The following is a 15321-nucleotide window of genomic DNA, read 5'->3' on the forward strand; positions in this document are numbered from 1 at the left end:
TGCGCGGGACTATCCACAGCTCGATTCTTGGCGAATCCTGGCGGTAGAGTGGTTAAAGGGGAGACCAAGCGTGTTCACGGGCGGCTGGAAGCCTTGGCAGTCTTCTTTGTACGCTACCTTATCCAGCAGAAGCTGCCGCTCGCCCCTGCAGTGTTCCTCGCACGTGATACGGTCCTGCCCGATTTTTACCGAACAGCCTGCCCAGACTCTGGCAGCGGCATCGAATACAATAATTACATCCATACCTTTCTGCACTTTGTGCTACTGAGCGAGTTCAGCGAAGCAGATGACTTCAGCCCCCTGTGGTCTCGCCGGTATTCCATAACCCGGTGCCAAGGATGTCCAAGAGTGGCCTACCGAAGCGCGACGAGAGTGTCCATTCGCCACTACCCTACGGCTACATAGACGAACTGCGACAGATGCTCGCGGCAGGACCTCACTTTCGTGACTGGCAGTGGGCGCAGAGTGGACTGGGCGCTGAAATTGGCCAGCGTGGGCGAAGCGGTCCTGATTGGTTTGAGGTATCCGAAACCGAGATTGACCGGAGTGACCCGGACTGCGTGTGGCGTGAGCGTACAATGAAAAATGGCACTACCCGCCTGGAAATGTGGAGTCCGGTCCGCTGGGTAGCCCTGCTTGTGAAACTCATCTTACCATTGCGCACCTTCCAGGTCCGTATGCTGGACTCGGGCGAAGCGGATACCTGGCGCTACGCGGCAGGGAGTTGGACGTTGAATTCGAGCCGGCTCGCGCATGGCAATGAACGGAGACCGCTGCAACAGGGGGTGTTCCGCCGCCGCAGCTTACTCACCGATGGCGAGTCCATATCGACCGTACTCTACATCAATACCAACAAGACCGCTGATATCGCCAAGTCCGGTCCCGAGAAGGGTTACGTATTACCGTGGTCCTTTGGTGGGCCGGTGCAGCAGGATGTCTTCTACTGGCTGGAAAAGCTGCGTAACTGGCAGGAGAAATATAACCCCATCTCGCAGCGTTCCTCTTGGAGGGATCTGGACGGCCGTCACCTCAATGGAAAGAGCGAGATGCAACTCGCAGGCTATCCTGACACTTGCTTCCTCTTCCGCTTGCCCGAGGCAGCCGAGAGCGAGCGTCAGCTTCCCCTGAGGATACATACTTTATTCGCAACGTGGTTTCCTCTGTTGGAAGCACTAGAGAAGCGACTCGCCGACCGAGGTGAAACTCATCGCAACGGCATGCCGATTCGATTCCTCCCACCAGAGGAAGATCAGAACAGAAGGCTAACAACGCTCTTCCCGCTGCACAGCCTGCGCGTCTCCCTCATCACCGCGCTGGCCCTGGAAGGGCAAGTGCCTTTCCCTGTCCTCCAGAAACTCGTTGGCCACAGTCGCCTGTTAATGACCTTGTATTACATCAAACCTGGCGCAACGCACATCCGCGACGTGCTGCTCCGCGCGGCGGAGCGGCTGGAGATGAACAAGGAGGCGAGCATCCAGCACTTCCTGCTCGACACCGAGCATAACGAACTCTTGCAAAAGACCATCTGCAACAGCGTACCCAGCCTCGCCGCCGCTATTCCGCAGCATCCGGCCGCACGCAATCCGGCGGGCTGGATGCCGATGCACCACGGCCTGTGCCTAGTCGGCGGCAATACCAGTGAGGTCGAAGAGAACGGTGCGGTGGGCGGCTGCTATAACGGTGGGTCGATGATTGCCAAGGGTTCTTCGTCAATGAATCCGAAGTACGGGCCCGTTCCGGGCGGAAGTCGGAACTGCGTGCGTTGTCGCTGGTTTGTGACCGAGCCGCACTACCTGCCGGCGTTGGCCGCCCACTTCAACACACTTGCCTACCACTTCGACGAAGCGCGCAATGCCTGTCTCACTCGCGAAAATGAGCTTCAGGGCTTGAAGAAACAGAAAGCTGATGCAGAGGATGCGGGCAGGCCGTTCGCCCGGATGGATGCTTACCAGAAGGCCGAACGGGTGTGGGAGGGCGCCATGAAGCACTTCAGCGACTTCGCGGAGGACCTCGTAGCCTGCTGGCGTCTCATCGAACGCTGCAAGGCGGCGCTCGACGCACCGCAGGGAAAAGGTACCCCGTTGGTGGCCACCGGCACGGTGTGCGACGTGCATGTCGCCTTCGAGGAAACGGAGTCGGAATTGCTCCAGCTCGCCAGTGTATGCGAAAACGTCGAGGTCTACCCCGACCTGGAACCGGGCAAGGCGGTGTTCCGCCGCAGCCAACTGCTCGATGCGGTCCTTTACCGTGAGAACCGGCCTCCCATGTTCATGCTGTTGAACGAACAGGAACAACTGCTCGTAGGCAACGCCTTCATGCGCCGCCTCGCCCAGCAGATGAACCCAGCGAATCCAGCACTTGGCCAACGGGATGTGATCCGCCTAATGGATGCCGGCGTAAGCCTTAGCCAGCACTTCGACATGGACCTTTCCTCACTGCTGGCCACGACAAATCGCGCCCAAGCGTTTCCCATCGGGCACCAGGCCCTCACGGGAGATGATGCATGAATGGTGTGACAGACATCCACCCGGACGCAGTACTTGAGTCGCTACTCGCCAAGGGCGGGCGCTCCAATAAACGGGCGAACTTGACGAAGATGCACGAACTGTGTCGCAAGCAGCATGCCACCGGCTCCCGTGACTTCTCGCTGCCTACCATCGGTCGCTTGGCTGAAGCAGAAGGCATCCTGAAAGGTCGAGCGCTCTACAATGCCCAGTCCGCCGACTACCGGGCGCTTATCGAAGCCTGGGTGGCCTACGCCGGGCCGCCCGCGTCTAAGCCTCCAAAGACGCTGGCGAGCCACGAATACCTGATGCGAATTGAGGACCCAGCCATTCGCTCCATCATGCAGGCTATTATCGTCGAACGGGATAAGCTCAAGGCGCAACTCAATGTCCTAAGGGGCAACACGCAAGTGACCGTCGACCGTCGTCCACTGGGAGCAACTTTCTCGACTGTCCCCAGCGTGTCTCCAGTGGCCGTGCTAGAGCTGGCAGCACAGCTGACTCCATCAGAGCGTGAAGCCTTACAGAAGGCAGTATCGACCGACTATCTGGAAGAGCGCGGCCTGCGCGAAGGCAGCCACGGCGAAATCGTCAACGAACGTGGGCGGACGGTTTTTGAGGTGGGCTTTGCCCGGGGAATCCGCAAGGTGCTGGGCGAATGACACCGGCTGCGCCCTCACGACGAGTATGGAATCTGCCCCCCCCAGAGATACAAGTCGCATAATACGAAAAGCGCCGACGTTACCGCCGGCGCTTGGAAGTTACTATGCATTATGATGTATTTCTACATCGCAAGACTTTGATGCAGAGAAGGCTTTACTAAAAAGCTTTCATAGCTACCTACTCACGAACTATGTACCGTTAGGGTATAAGTTCCAATGGCGGGTCTTTTCTTTTACGGCAATGAAAAAAGCCAGGCTTGCGCCTGGCTTTTTCCTCAACTTCGTCGATTACTCGGCGGAGTTGTCTTCAACCGCTACGGCATCTTCCGGACGGTCCACCAGCTCTACCAGAGCCATCGGGGCGTTGTCGCCCTTGCGGAAACCGTACTTCAGGATACGCACATAGCCGCCGTTGCGGGCGGAGAAGCGCGGGCCGAGCACGTCGAAGAGTTTAACCACGATATCGCGGTCACGAGTGCGGTCAAACGCCAGACGACGGTTGGCGAGAGACGGCTTTTTGCCGAGCGTGATCAACGGCTCGGCCACACGACGCAGTTCCTTGGCTTTCGGCAGCGTGGTCACGATCACTTCGTGCTTCAGCAGCGAGTTGGCCATGTTACGCAGCATCGCCAGACGATGGCTGGTCGTGCGGTTCAGTTTACGATTACTGTAACGATGACGCATTGTTAATGTCCTTTTATCTCAAACCTTACGGCTTTTCGAGGCCAGCAGGCGGCCAGTTCTCGAGTTTCATCCCGAGAGTCAGGCCTTTGGAAGCGAGAACTTCCTTGATCTCGTTCAGCGACTTGCGGCCGAGGTTCGGAGTCTTCAGAAGCTCGGTTTCAGTACGCTGGATCAGATCGCCGATGTAATAAATGTTCTCAGCTTTCAGGCAGTTGGCCGAACGAACCGTCAGTTCAAGATCGTCTACCGGACGCAGCAGGATCGGATCGATCGGCGGCGCCTTTTCAACGACTTCTTCAACCGCTGTGCCTTGGAGATCGGCAAAGATCGACAGTTGATCCATCAGAATACGGGCAGCGTTGCGCACTGCCTGTTCCGGCTCGATTACGCCGTTGGTCTCGATATCGAGCACCAGGCGGTCAAGGTCGGTACGCTGCTCAACACGGGCGCTTTCCACAGCAAAGCTCACGCGGCGAACCGGCGAGAAGGAAGCGTCCAGTTGAATGGTACCGATGGAACGGTTGTCTTCATGATTGGATCGAACCGACACCGGCTGATAGCCGCGGCCTTTTTCGATCTTGATCTCCATGTCGATCTTACCGCCAGAGGAGATGTGACAAATCACGTGGTCCGGATTGATCACTTCCACATCGTGCGGCAGTTCGATATCGCCAGCCAAGACAGCGCCTTCGCCGTCCTTTTTCAAGGACAGAACGACACTGTCACGACCATGCAGCTTAAGCACTACGCCCTTGAGGTTGAGGAGGATGTCAACGACATCCTCGCGCACGCCATCAAGTGCGGAATACTCATGCAAAACGCCAGCGATAGTCACTTCGGTCGGAGCATAGCCCGGCATCGACGACAGCAGAATCCGGCGCAGCGAGTTACCCAGAGTATGAGCGTAGCCGCGCTCGAACGGCTCCATCGACACACGAGCGTGAGTGGCGGAAACCGGCTGAACGTCGATAAGACGAGGTTTCAGAAATTCCGAAGCGCTGTTTTGCATAGTCATTCCCTAAGAGCTAGCGATTACTTGGAGTAGAATTCCACAACGAGTTGTTCGTTGATATCGCTAGACAGTTCGGAACGTTCCGGAGCGGATTTGAAAGTGCCTTCCATTTTCTTGGAGTCAACCAGGACCCAAGACGGGAAACCACCCTGCTCGGCCAGAGCCAGACCTTCTACGATACGGGCCTGTTTCTTGGCTTTTTCACGGACGGACACTACGTCACCGGCTTTAACCTGGTAGGACGGAATGTTCACAACCTGGCCGTTCACAACGATAGCCTTGTGGCTAACCAGCTGGCGCGCTTCGGCGCGAGTGGAGCCAAAGCCCATGCGATATACAACGTTGTCCAGGCGGGCCTCGAGCAGCTTCAGCAGGTTTTCACCCGTGGAGCCTTTGCGACGCACAGCTTCCGCAAAGTAATTGCGGAACTGACGCTCGAGTACACCGTAAATACGACGGATTTTCTGCTTTTCACGCAGTTGCACACCGTAGTCAGACAGGCGGCTCTTACGAGCGCCATGCTGGCCCGGAGGGCTATCCAGTTTGCACTTGGAATCCAGTGCACGACGTGCGCTCTTCAGGAAAAGGTCGGTGCCTTCACGACGAGCGAGTTTGCACTTAGGGCCGATATAACGTGCCATGTTCTCACACTCTCCGAATTAGATACGACGTTTTTTGGGCGGACGGCAACCGTTGTGCGGTACCGGCGTCACGTCGGAGATGCTGGTGATCTTGAAACCCAGCGCGTTGAGTGCGCGAACAGCGGATTCACGACCCGGACCCGGGCCCTTGATACGAACTTCGAGGTTCTTCACACCGTATTCTTGGGCAACTTTACCAGCGTGCTCTGCTGCTACTTGAGCAGCAAAGGGTGTACTCTTGCGCGAGCCCTTGAAACCAGCGCCGCCAGAGGTAGCCCAAGACAATGCATTGCCTTGACGGTCGGTGATCGTGATGATGGTGTTGTTGAACGAAGCGTGCACGTGCACGATACCTTCGCTAACAGACTTGCGCACTTTCTTGCGTACACGAACTGCTGTGTTTGCTTTAGCCATTATCTGTTGTTCCTATTGATTACTTCTTGCCGGCGATCGCCTTACGCGGTCCCTTGCGGGTACGAGCGTTAGTGCGAGTGCGCTGACCGCGGCACGGCAGGCCACGACGATGGCGGAAGCCGCGATAGCAGCCCATGTCCATCAGACGCTTGATGCTCATGGTGACTTCGCGGCGCAGATCACCTTCAACGGTGAACTTGGCGACTTCGTCACGCAGAGTTTCCATCTCGGCGTCCGTCAGATCCTTCACTTTCGTGGAAGGGTTCACGCTGGCAGCAGCACAAATCTGCTGGGCGCGAGTCTGACCGATGCCAAAAATTGCCTGCAGGCCGATAACGGCATGCGCATGATTGGGGATGTTTACCCCTGCAATACGGGCCATACTCTTTCCTTAAGCCTTAAGACCTTGAAAAGTTTGCGATTGTAACACGCAAATCCAGGTCTAACAAATGTTAGCCTTGTTTTTGCTTGTGACGCGGATCCGTGCAAATCACGCGAACTACGCGATTGCGACGAATGATTTTGCAGTTGCGGCAAATCTTCTTTACCGAAGGCTGTACTCGCATGTCAGTTCCTTTCAATCCTCTAAAAGAGCAAGTGCGTTATTTCGCACGGAACACTATCCGGGACAGGCAGGACCGCGGGGGGATTCCCCTCGCCCCAAACCGCCGTCAGATTGGATGCGAATGCCTTCGCAATCGCATCCCGTCTGAAGTGCCCGGTTACCACGTGTCCATTCACAAGCAAAACTCCGAAGCGAACTTCGGAATTTCGCACTGCATCTGGATGGTGTCTTCCTTAGCCAATAACCCAGCGTGAGCTCAAGTTGTCAGCGCGTGAGCGCGTTGCCTTTGAAGTTGGCCTTCTTCAGCAAGCTCTCGTACTGATGCGACAGCACGTAAGACTGTACCTGCGCCATGAAATCCATGGTAACCACCACGATGATCAGCAGCGAGGTGCCGCCGAAGTAGAACGGTACGTTCCACTTCAAGATCAGGAATTCCGGCAGCAAGCAGACCAGTGTGATGTAGATCGCACCAATCAGCGTCAGCCGCAGAATGATCTTCTCGATGTATCGGGAAGTCTGCTCACCTGGACGAATACCCGGGATGAAAGCACCGCTCTTCTTCAAGTTGTCAGCCGTTTCCTTCGGGTTGAATACCAACGCCGTGTAGAAATAGCAGAAGAAGACGATGGCCGCCGCATACAGCAGCACGTAGATCGGCTGACCGGGATGCAGTTTGTCTGCAATGCCCTTCAACCAGCCCATGTGCTCGCCCTGGCCGAACCAACCGAGAACGGTGGCCGGGAACAGGATGATGCTGGACGCGAAAATCGGCGGAATCACCCCCGCCATGTTGAGCTTGAGCGGCAGATGCGTGCTCTGGCCCTGCATGACGCGATTGCCTACCTGCCGCTTGGCGTAGTTCACCAGGACTTTGCGTTGGCCGCGCTCGGCGTACACCACCACATAAGTCACTACGATCACTCCGACAAACAACACGACGGCAAACAGGATGGGCAAAGAACCCTGACTGGTCAGAGTCAAGGTCTTGCCGATCGCAGCCGGAACGCCTGCGGCGATACCCGCGCAAATGATCAACGAAATACCGTTGCCAATTCCGCGCTCGGTGATCTGCTCGCCCAGCCACATGAGGAACATGGTGCCGGTTACCAGCGATACGACTGTCGTCAGGTAGAACTCCCACTGCGGAGTCACCACCAGGTTAGGCTGCTTGTACAGCATCACCGCAATGCCGAAACTTTGGAAAGTCGCGAGCAAAACGGTGGCGTAACGTGTGTACTGGGTTATCTTACGACGTCCCGCATCGCCCTCCTTCTTCAGCTGCTTGAGGCTCGGAAGAACCTCGGAGGCAAGCTGAAGAATGATGGAGGCGGAGATGTACGGCATGATGCCGATGGCAAACACCGTAAACCTCGAGAGGGCGCCGCCCGAGAACATGTTGAACATGTCGAGCAGGCCCGTCTGCGATGAGTGGAACAACTTCGCTAGCTCGGCAGGGTTGATACCCGGAACCGGAATGTGGGCACCGATGCGATAAACGATCAGGGCACCAATCAGGAACCAGATTCGACGCTTGAGATCACCAAACTTATTGGCATTTGCCACTAGAGAAGTATTCGCCACAGATTATTGCCTTATTCTACGCTGCCGCCGGCAGCTTCGATGGCGGCGCGAGCGCCGGCAGTTACGCCAACGCCGCGCAGTTTTACTGCGCGCTCAATCTTGCCGGACAGCACCACCTTGGCGGAAGTCACCTGGATGGAAGCCAGACCAGCTTGCTTGAGAGAGAGCAGGTCGATTTCATCAACCGGCAGCAGGTTCAGTTCGGACAGGCGAATCTCGGCAACCTTGCCTGCGTTCAGCGACTTGAAGCCGCGCTTCGGCAGACGACGTTGCAGCGGCATTTGACCGCCTTCGAAACCAACCTTGTGGAAACCACCTGCACGGCTCTTCTGACCTTTGTGACCGCGGCCACAAGTCTTGCCCAGGCCGCTGCCGATGCCACGGCCTACACGGCGCTTGGCATGCTTGGCGCCGGCACCCGGCTGTACAGTGTTCAGCAGCATCGCTTAGCCCTCGAATTTCAACAAGTAGCTGATCTTGTTGATCATGCCACGGTTTTCAGGGGTATCGAGCACTTCAACAGTCTGGCGAATCTTCTTCAGACCCAGACCACGGGCGCAAGCCTTGTGAGACTCCAGGCGACCGATCAGGCTCTTTACCAGAGTGACCTTTACAGTCTTGGCGTTACTCATGGCTCACCCCAGGATGTCCTCGACGCTCAGGCCACGCTTGGAGGCGATTTGCGCCGGGGTGTTGATGTTGCTCAGACCATCCAGAGTTGCACGCACCACGTTGTACGGGTTGGTGGAACCATGAATTTTCGCCGAGACGTTATGAACACCCATAGCATCAAAGATAGCGCGCATCGGGCCGCCGGCTTTTACACCGGTACCTTCTTTAGCGGGCTGGATGAATACAGTAGTAGCGCCGTGCTTGCCAACCACAGTGTGGTGGAAAGTGCCGTTTTTCAACGGAACCTTAACCATGTTGTGGCGAGCTTGTTCCATTGCCTTTTGTACGGCAACCGGAACTTCCTTGGAACGGCCCTTACCCATGCCGATTCCGCCATCGCCATCACCAACCACGGTCAAGGCGGAGAAAGCCATGATACGGCCGCCTTTAACCACTTTGGTGACGCGGTTGACGCTGATCATTTTCTCGACCAGACCGTCGCCACGATCTTCCGTTTCGTGTTTAGCCATTCTTCACTCCGAATTAGAATACGAGACCGTGTTCGCGAGCGGCGTCAGCCAGCGCTTTCATACGACCGTGGTATTTGAAACCAGAGCGGTCGAAAGCAACTTTCTCGATGCCAGCAGCTTTTGCTTTTTCAGCAATGCGCTTGCCGATCACGGCTGCAGTTGCCACGTTGCCGCCATTTTTGAGATCAGCGCGCACGTCGGCTTCCAGCGAAGAAGCGCTGGCCAGTACTTTGCTGCCGGTCTCATCAACGATCTGGGCATAAATGTGGCTATTGGTGCGATACACAGTGAGACGCACCATCTTGAGCTCCGCGATCCGGGCACGGGTTTTACGTGCGCGGCGGAGTCGAGCTTGTTTCTTGTCCATATCAGTGCCTCAGTTACTTCTTCTTGGTTTCTTTCAGAACCACAACCTCATCAGCGTAACGAACGCCCTTGCCTTTGTACGGCTCAGGAGCGCGGTAAGCGCGGATTTCGGCAGCCACCTGGCCAACGCGCTGTTTGTCAGCGCCTTTGATCAGGATCTCGGTCTGACTCGGGGTCTCAGCTTTAACGCCTTCAGGCATTTGATGAGCCACCGGGTGGGAGAAACCCAGAGACAGGTTCAGGGTGTCGCCTTGAGCCTGGGCACGATAGCCCACGCCTACCAGCTGCAGCTTCTTCTCGAAGCCTTTGGACACGCCGGTCACCATATTGTTCAGCAGCGCGCGCAGGGTGCCGGACATGGCACGAGCGAATTTGCTGTCGTTCTTGGCGGCGAATGTCAGTTGGCCGTTGTCCAGCTTGACATCTACCTCTTCGCACAGAGCGGTGCTCAGGGAGCCCAGGGCGCCCTTAACAGTCACTTCTGCAGCGCCGAACTTCACTTCGACGCCAGCCGGGATGACTACGGGATTCTTAGCTACGCGAGACATTTGACCCCCTTAAGCCACGACGCACAGCAACTCGCCGCCGATGCCGGCCGCGCGCGCTTTGCGATCAGTCATAACGCCTTTGGAGGTGGACAGGATAGCCACGCCCAAGCCATTCATGACTTTCGGGATTTCGGTGGAGCCCTTGTACACACGCAGGCCAGGGCGGGAGACGCGGTCAATGCGCTCAATCACCGGACGGCCAGCATAGTACTTGAGCTGGATATCGAGAACAGGCTTCTTCTCTTCGCCGGCAACGGCGAAGTCTTCGATGTAGCCTTCTTCTTTCAACACCTGCGCCAGCGCAATTTTCAGCTTGGAAGACGGCATGGAAACTGCCACCTTGGAAGCCATTTGGCCGTTGCGGATGCGGGTCAACATATCGGAAATAGGATCGTGCATGCTCATTTATGTGTCTCCTATTACCAGCTGGCCTTCACAACCCCCGGAATCTCGCCCTTCAGAGCGATTTCACGGAGTTTGTTACGACCCAGACCGAATTTGCGGAATACGCCACGCGGACGACCGGTGATGGCGCAGCGACGACGCTGGCGAACCGGGGAAGCATTGCGCGGCAGCTGCTGCAGTTGCAGGCGAGCTGCAAAGCGCTCTTCTTCCGAGAGGCTTTGATTGTTGATAGTCGCGATAAGGGCTTCGCGCTTGGCAGCAAATTTTGCAGCCAGCTTGACACGCTTCTCTTCGCGCTGAATCAGTGCAAGTTTTGCCATGTGCTTAACCCTTGAACGGGAACTTGAACGCGGCCAGCAAAGCGCGGGCCTCTTCGTCAGTCTTCGCGGTGGTGGTAACAGTAATGTTCATACCACGCAGAGCATCGATCTTGTCGTACTCGATTTCCGGGAAGATGATCTGTTCTTTAACGCCCATGTTGTAGTTGCCGCGGCCGTCGAAAGACTTGGCGGAAACACCACGGAAGTCGCGAACGCGCGGCAGCGCGATCGTCACCAGGCGGTCCAGGAACTCGTACATGCGTTCGCGACGCAGAGTTACCTTGCAACCTACCGGGTAGTGATCGCGAATCTTGAAGCCTGCGATGGATTTGCGAGCGGTGGTGACAACCGGCTTCTGGCCGGCGATCTTTTCCAGGTCGCCCACGGCGAAATCCATTACCTTTTTATCGGCAACAGCTTCGCCCACACCCATGTTCACAGTGATCTTCTCAATGCGCGGGACTTGCATGATCGACTTGTAGCCGAACTGTTTCATCAGTTCAGGCACTACGGTGTCTTTGTAGAAATCGTAGAGACGTGCCATGTTTTGTTCCTTACGCGCCAATGACTTCGCCGTTGGACTTGAACACGCGTACCTTGCGGCCGTCTTCAAGAACCTTGAAGCCTACGCGGTCAGCCTTTTGGCTTGCCGGATTGAAAATGGCGACGTTCGATGCGTCAACAGGCATGGTCTTTTCAACGATGCCGCCGGCCACGCCACGCACCGGATTCGGCTTCTGGTGTTTCTTGGCGACATTCACGCCTTCAACAACCAGTTTCTCGTCCAGAACGCGCAGAACGGTGCCGCGCTTACCTTTGTCTTTGCCGGTGATTACTACGACTTCATCACCCTTGCGAATTTTGCGCATGCGATCTCCTTACAGTACTTCAGGAGCCAGCGAAACGATCTTCATGAAGCGCTCGGTACGCAGTTCACGCGTAACAGGCCCGAAGATACGAGTGCCGATAGGCTCAAGCTTGTTGTTGAGCAGGACGGCGGCATTGCCGTCGAACTTGATCAACGAGCCATCCGGACGACGCACGCCTTTGGCAGTGCGAACCACAACCGCGTTGTAAACGTCGCCTTTTTTGACGCGTCCGCGCGGAGCAGCATCCTTGATGGTCACCTTGATGATGTCGCCTACGCTTGCATAGCGACGCTTGGAACCGCCCAATACCTTGATGCACATAACGTGACGCGCACCTGTATTGTCAGCGACCTCAAGCATGGTCTGCATTTGGATCATGTGATGATTACCTTTCTAATCCAACTTTATCCGTCACTCTCACCTGCCGGTTTCTCGCATAAGAGCAAGACCAAACAGACGAAACGCCACAGAAACTGTGGCGTATCCAACGGCCAGTTTTGGACCCCGTAAGGGCGGAACTCCTACTCGATAGGAGTAGGAAGATGGCCATTATACAGGGAGCTTTCGCCCCCTGCAAGTCTTTACACCTGGCGGGATTTCTCTACCAGGGCAGTTACCACCCACGTCTTGGTCTTCGAGAGCGGACGGGACTCGCTGATAACAACGATATCGCCGGCCTTGAACTCGTTGTTCTCGTCGTGCGCGTGGAACTTCTTAGAACGACGGATAATTTTGCCGTAGATCGGGTGCTTTACTTTGCGCTCGACCAGTACGGTCACGGTCTTATCCATCTTGTCGCTGACTACGGTACCGGTCAGCGTACGTACCACTTTGGTTTCGCTCATCTTAAACTGCCTTTTCTTTCAGAACGGTGCGCACGCGAGCGATGTCGCGACGTACTTTCTTCAGTTCAGAGGTCTTGGCGAGTTGCTGAGTGGCGTGCTGCATACGCAGAGCAAACTGGGCCTTCAAGAGGCTAAGCAGTTCCGCCTTCAGCTCGTCAACAGTTTTGGCTTTCAGTTCGGACGCTTTCATTACTGACCTACCTGTCTAGTTACAAACACAGTGGCGATCGGCAACTTGGCTGCGGCCAGACGGAAAGCTTCACGAGCGAGTTCCTCGGAAACACCATCCATTTCATACAGCATCTTGCCAGGCTGGATTTCGGCCACGTAGTACTCCGGAGAGCCTTTACCCCCGCCCATACGAACTTCAGCAGGCTTGGAGGTGATCGGCTTGTCCGGGAAGATGCGGATCCAGATGCGGCCGCCACGTTTGATGTGACGGGTCATCGCGCGACGCGCAGCTTCGATCTGGCGCGCGGTCAGACGACCACGACCAACCGCCTTCAGACCGAAATCACCAAAGCTCACTTTGTTGCCACGAGTAGCGATACCCGTGTTGCGGCCTTTATGCTGTTTACGGTACTTGAGTCTAGTTGGCTGCAGCATTTCGAGCACCCTTTCTCGATTTCTTCTCGGTCGCTACCGGAGCCGGCTGAACTTGACCCGGCTTGAGCTCGCCCTTGTATACCCATACCTTGATGCCGATGATCCCGTAGGTGGTCTTGGCTTCGGAGGTTGCGTAGTCTACGTCTGCGCGCAGGGTATGCAGCGGCACGCGGCCTTCGCGGTACCATTCGCTACGAGCGATGTCGATACCGTTCAGACGGCCGGAGCTCATGATCTTGATGCCTTGAGCGCCCATGCGCATTGCGTTTTGCATAGCGCGTTTCATGGCGCGACGGAACATCACGCGCTTCTCCAGCTGGGAAGCGATGCCGTCGGCGATGATTTGAGCGTCCAGTTCCGGCTTGCGAACTTCTTCGATGTTCACATGCACAGGAACGCCCAGGCGCTTTTGCAGTTCTTGCTTGAGCAGCTCGATGTCTTCGCCTTTTTTACCGATCACAACACCCGGGCGGGCACTGTGGATGGTGATGCGGGCGGACTTAGCCGGGCGCTCGATGGTCACACGGCCAACCGAAGCGTGACCCAGACGCTTTTTCAGGAATTCGCGAACTTCGATATCCTGCTTCAGCATTTCCGGGAAGTTCTGCGAATTCGCGAACCACTTGGAAGACCAGTTTTTGTTAACGGCAAGACGGAATCCCGTCGGATGAATCTTCTGACCCATTTCTTACCCCTTAATTGCCAACGGTCAACGAGATGTGGCAGGTCTGCTTTTCGATGCGATTGCCACGACCCTTAGCACGGGCAGTGAAACGCTTCAGACTAGCGCCTTTGTCAACAAAGATGCCGGTAACACGCAGGGTGTCAATGTCGGCGCCTTCGTTGTGCTCGGCGTTAGCGATGGCAGATTCCAGCACTTTCTTGATGATTACCGCGCCCTTCTTCGGGGAGAAGGCCAAGATATTCAGAGCCTGATCAACGGACTTGCCGCGGATCAGATCGGCCACCAGGCGGCATTTTTGTGCCGACAGGCGAACGCTTTTCAGATTTGCAGATACTCTCATCGCTTCACCTTATCTCTTCTTCGCCTTCTTATCGGCCGCGTGGCCTTTGAAGGTACGAGTCAGCGAGAATTCGCCCAGTTTATGGCCGACCATGTTTTCGGAAACATAAACAGGCACATGGGTGCGACCGTTGTGCACAGCGATGGTCAGACCAATGAAATCCGGCAGGATGGTCGAACGACGCGACCAAGTCTTGATCGGACGCTTGTCGCTGGTTGCCCGCACCGCATCTACTTTTTTCAGCAGATGCAGATCAACGAACGGGCCTTTTTTCTGCGAACGTGCCATTGTCAATTACCCTTTTTTGGAATAGCGACGGCGTACGATCATATTGTCGGTACGCTTGTTGCGGCGGGTACGGAAGCCCTTAGTCGGAGTACCCCACGGGCTAACCGGCACACGGCCTTCACCAGTGCGGCCTTCACCACCACCATGCGGGTGGTCAACCGGGTTCATGGCAACGCCACGTACGGTCGGACGGATACCACGCCAGCGGGTAGCACCAGCTTTACCCAGCTTGCGCAGGGAGTGCTCTTCGTTACCCACTTCACCAATAGTTGCACGGCAATCAACATGCACCAGGCGGATTTCGCCCGAGCGCAGACGCAGTTGAGCGTAAGCGCCTTCGCGAGCCAGCAGCATTGCGGATGCACCAGCGGAACGAACCATCTGGGCGCCCTTGCCAGGCTGCATTTCCACGCAGTGGATAGTGGTACCCACCGGGATGTTGCGGATCGGCAGAGCGTTACCGGCCTTGATCGGAGCTTCCGCGCCGGACAACAGCTCGGCGCCGGCCTTCACACCGCGCGGGGCGATGATGTAGCGACGCTCGCCATCGGCGTAGCACAGGAGGGCGATGTGGGCGGTGCGGTTCGGATCGTATTCGATGCGTTCCACTTTAGCCGGGATGCCATCCTTGTTGCGACGGAAGTCGATGATGCGGTAGTGCTTCTTATGGCCACCGCCACGATGACGCGTGGTGATGTGACCATTGTGATTACGGCCACCGGTGGAAGATTTCTTTTCCAACAGGGCGGCGTGCGGAGCACCTTTGTGCAGGTCAGGGTTTACTACCTTGACAACGGCACGGCGGCCCGCGGAAGTCGGTTTTACCTTAACGATAGGCATG

Annotated in this window: 27 protein-coding genes; 3 read left to right on the forward strand and 24 right to left on the reverse strand. The window is 56.4% G+C overall.

Translation table 11 applies throughout. From position 1 onward, the window contains the following. Positions 1–48: 48 nt before the first annotated feature. From HQN78_RS25890 to gmtX, 3 genes are read left to right on the forward strand one after another with little or no spacing between them, the layout of a single operon-like run. Positions 49–405: a VPA1269 family protein gene (locus HQN78_RS25890; RefSeq protein ID WP_370646561.1), complete on the forward strand. Its 357-nt coding sequence runs from the start codon at positions 49–51 to the stop codon at positions 403–405. Continuing rightward, positions 303–2507 carry a VPA1269 family protein gene (locus HQN78_RS15655; RefSeq protein ID WP_255701157.1) on the forward strand — a complete coding sequence of 735 codons (2205 nt, stop codon included), beginning with the start codon at positions 303–305 and terminating at the stop codon, positions 2505–2507. The genes HQN78_RS25890 and HQN78_RS15655 overlap by 103 nt, the downstream gene beginning before the upstream one ends. Beyond that, entirely contained in the window at positions 2504–3166 is a 663-nt protein-coding gene (gene gmtX, locus HQN78_RS15660; RefSeq protein ID WP_227106578.1) for a gamma-mobile-trio protein GmtX, read from the forward strand. Before HQN78_RS15655 ends, gmtX begins: the two co-directional genes overlap by 4 nt. Before the next feature lie 288 nt (positions 3167–3454). Here the strand turns inward: gmtX and rplQ are convergent, their stop codons facing one another. The 24 genes from rplQ to rplB all read right to left on the reverse strand — a co-directional run bounded on the left by rplQ (position 3455) and on the right by rplB (position 15320). Further along, complete coding sequence (rplQ, locus tag HQN78_RS15665; protein WP_048411916.1) at positions 3455–3850, reverse strand: 50S ribosomal protein L17; 396 nt, start codon at positions 3848–3850, stop codon at positions 3455–3457. 25 nt (positions 3851–3875) lie between these two features. After that, positions 3876–4859 carry a DNA-directed RNA polymerase subunit alpha gene (gene rpoA / locus HQN78_RS15670; RefSeq protein ID WP_039755788.1) on the reverse strand — a complete coding sequence of 328 codons (984 nt, stop codon included), beginning with the start codon at positions 4857–4859 and terminating at the stop codon, positions 3876–3878. Positions 4860–4882: 23 nt separating this feature from the next. Then, positions 4883–5503 carry a 30S ribosomal protein S4 gene (rpsD, locus tag HQN78_RS15675; RefSeq protein WP_043594097.1) on the reverse strand — a complete coding sequence of 207 codons (621 nt, stop codon included), beginning with the start codon at positions 5501–5503 and terminating at the stop codon, positions 4883–4885. Between the two features lie 18 nt (positions 5504–5521). Beyond that, a complete protein-coding gene (gene rpsK / locus HQN78_RS15680; RefSeq protein WP_008955659.1) occupies positions 5522–5917 on the reverse strand; it encodes a 30S ribosomal protein S11 in 396 nt (131 codons plus the stop codon). A gap of 19 nt (positions 5918–5936) precedes the next feature. Further along, on the reverse strand, positions 5937–6299 hold the full coding sequence (gene rpsM / locus HQN78_RS15685) for a 30S ribosomal protein S13 (protein WP_048411917.1): 363 nt from the start codon (positions 6297–6299) through the stop codon (positions 5937–5939). Positions 6300–6369: 70 nt separating this feature from the next. Next, complete coding sequence (gene rpmJ / locus HQN78_RS15690) at positions 6370–6483, reverse strand: 50S ribosomal protein L36 (protein ID WP_011137711.1); 114 nt, start codon at positions 6481–6483, stop codon at positions 6370–6372. 263 nt (positions 6484–6746) lie between these two features. After that, complete coding sequence (gene secY / locus HQN78_RS15695; protein WP_039755684.1) at positions 6747–8066, reverse strand: preprotein translocase subunit SecY; 1320 nt, start codon at positions 8064–8066, stop codon at positions 6747–6749. 11 nt (positions 8067–8077) lie between these two features. Then, on the reverse strand, positions 8078–8509 hold the full coding sequence (gene rplO, locus HQN78_RS15700; protein WP_048413704.1) for a 50S ribosomal protein L15: 432 nt from the start codon (positions 8507–8509) through the stop codon (positions 8078–8080). Positions 8510–8512: 3 nt separating this feature from the next. Beyond that, positions 8513–8698, reverse strand: a complete 186-nt coding sequence (gene rpmD, locus HQN78_RS15705) for a 50S ribosomal protein L30 (RefSeq protein ID WP_011137715.1) — start codon at positions 8696–8698, stop codon at positions 8513–8515. Positions 8699–8701: 3 nt separating this feature from the next. Continuing rightward, entirely contained in the window at positions 8702–9208 is a 507-nt protein-coding gene (gene rpsE, locus HQN78_RS15710) for a 30S ribosomal protein S5 (RefSeq protein WP_235084826.1), read from the reverse strand. A gap of 13 nt (positions 9209–9221) precedes the next feature. After that, complete coding sequence (rplR, locus tag HQN78_RS15715) at positions 9222–9575, reverse strand: 50S ribosomal protein L18 (RefSeq protein WP_048411919.1); 354 nt, start codon at positions 9573–9575, stop codon at positions 9222–9224. A gap of 13 nt (positions 9576–9588) precedes the next feature. Next, positions 9589–10122 (reverse strand): 50S ribosomal protein L6, encoded by a 534-nt coding sequence (rplF, locus tag HQN78_RS15720; RefSeq protein ID WP_019104496.1) that lies wholly within the window; start codon positions 10120–10122, stop codon positions 9589–9591. Positions 10123–10131: 9 nt separating this feature from the next. After that, positions 10132–10527, reverse strand: a complete 396-nt coding sequence (gene rpsH, locus HQN78_RS15725) for a 30S ribosomal protein S8 (RefSeq protein WP_019104495.1) — start codon at positions 10525–10527, stop codon at positions 10132–10134. 14 nt (positions 10528–10541) lie between these two features. Continuing rightward, positions 10542–10847, reverse strand: coding sequence for a 30S ribosomal protein S14 (rpsN, locus tag HQN78_RS15730; protein WP_081546296.1), 306 nt, complete (start codon positions 10845–10847; stop codon positions 10542–10544). Positions 10848–10851: 4 nt separating this feature from the next. Further along, the gene (gene rplE, locus HQN78_RS15735) at positions 10852–11391 is read right to left on the reverse strand and encodes a 50S ribosomal protein L5 (protein WP_019104493.1); all 540 of its coding nucleotides are present in this window, start codon (positions 11389–11391) and stop codon (positions 10852–10854) included. 10 nt (positions 11392–11401) lie between these two features. Then, positions 11402–11716, reverse strand: coding sequence for a 50S ribosomal protein L24 (gene rplX / locus HQN78_RS15740; protein WP_048413703.1), 315 nt, complete (start codon positions 11714–11716; stop codon positions 11402–11404). 9 nt (positions 11717–11725) lie between these two features. Next, a complete protein-coding gene (gene rplN, locus HQN78_RS15745; protein ID WP_019104491.1) occupies positions 11726–12094 on the reverse strand; it encodes a 50S ribosomal protein L14 in 369 nt (122 codons plus the stop codon). Between the two features lie 203 nt (positions 12095–12297). Further along, positions 12298–12561, reverse strand: a complete 264-nt coding sequence (rpsQ, locus tag HQN78_RS15750) for a 30S ribosomal protein S17 (protein ID WP_043594104.1) — start codon at positions 12559–12561, stop codon at positions 12298–12300. A gap of 1 nt (position 12562) precedes the next feature. Then, positions 12563–12751 (reverse strand): 50S ribosomal protein L29, encoded by a 189-nt coding sequence (gene rpmC, locus HQN78_RS15755; RefSeq protein ID WP_011137725.1) that lies wholly within the window; start codon positions 12749–12751, stop codon positions 12563–12565. Continuing rightward, entirely contained in the window at positions 12751–13167 is a 417-nt protein-coding gene (rplP, locus tag HQN78_RS15760) for a 50S ribosomal protein L16 (protein ID WP_019101458.1), read from the reverse strand. Before rplP ends, rpmC begins: the two co-directional genes overlap by 1 nt. After that, complete coding sequence (rpsC, locus tag HQN78_RS15765) at positions 13151–13852, reverse strand: 30S ribosomal protein S3 (RefSeq protein ID WP_043594108.1); 702 nt, start codon at positions 13850–13852, stop codon at positions 13151–13153. Before rpsC ends, rplP begins: the two co-directional genes overlap by 17 nt. Positions 13853–13862: 10 nt before the next feature. Beyond that, on the reverse strand, positions 13863–14192 hold the full coding sequence (gene rplV, locus HQN78_RS15770) for a 50S ribosomal protein L22 (RefSeq protein WP_019099946.1): 330 nt from the start codon (positions 14190–14192) through the stop codon (positions 13863–13865). A 9-nt stretch (positions 14193–14201) separates the two neighbouring features. Beyond that, a complete protein-coding gene (rpsS, locus tag HQN78_RS15775; protein ID WP_019099947.1) occupies positions 14202–14480 on the reverse strand; it encodes a 30S ribosomal protein S19 in 279 nt (92 codons plus the stop codon). Positions 14481–14486: 6 nt separating this feature from the next. Continuing rightward, on the reverse strand, positions 14487–15320 hold the full coding sequence (gene rplB / locus HQN78_RS15780) for a 50S ribosomal protein L2 (protein WP_231464410.1): 834 nt from the start codon (positions 15318–15320) through the stop codon (positions 14487–14489). Position 15321: the final 1 nt, after the last annotated feature.

Origin of the sequence: Chromobacterium sp. Beijing, from assembly GCF_021496765.1 — a bacterium.
Classification (GTDB): domain Bacteria; phylum Pseudomonadota; class Gammaproteobacteria; order Burkholderiales; family Chromobacteriaceae; genus Chromobacterium.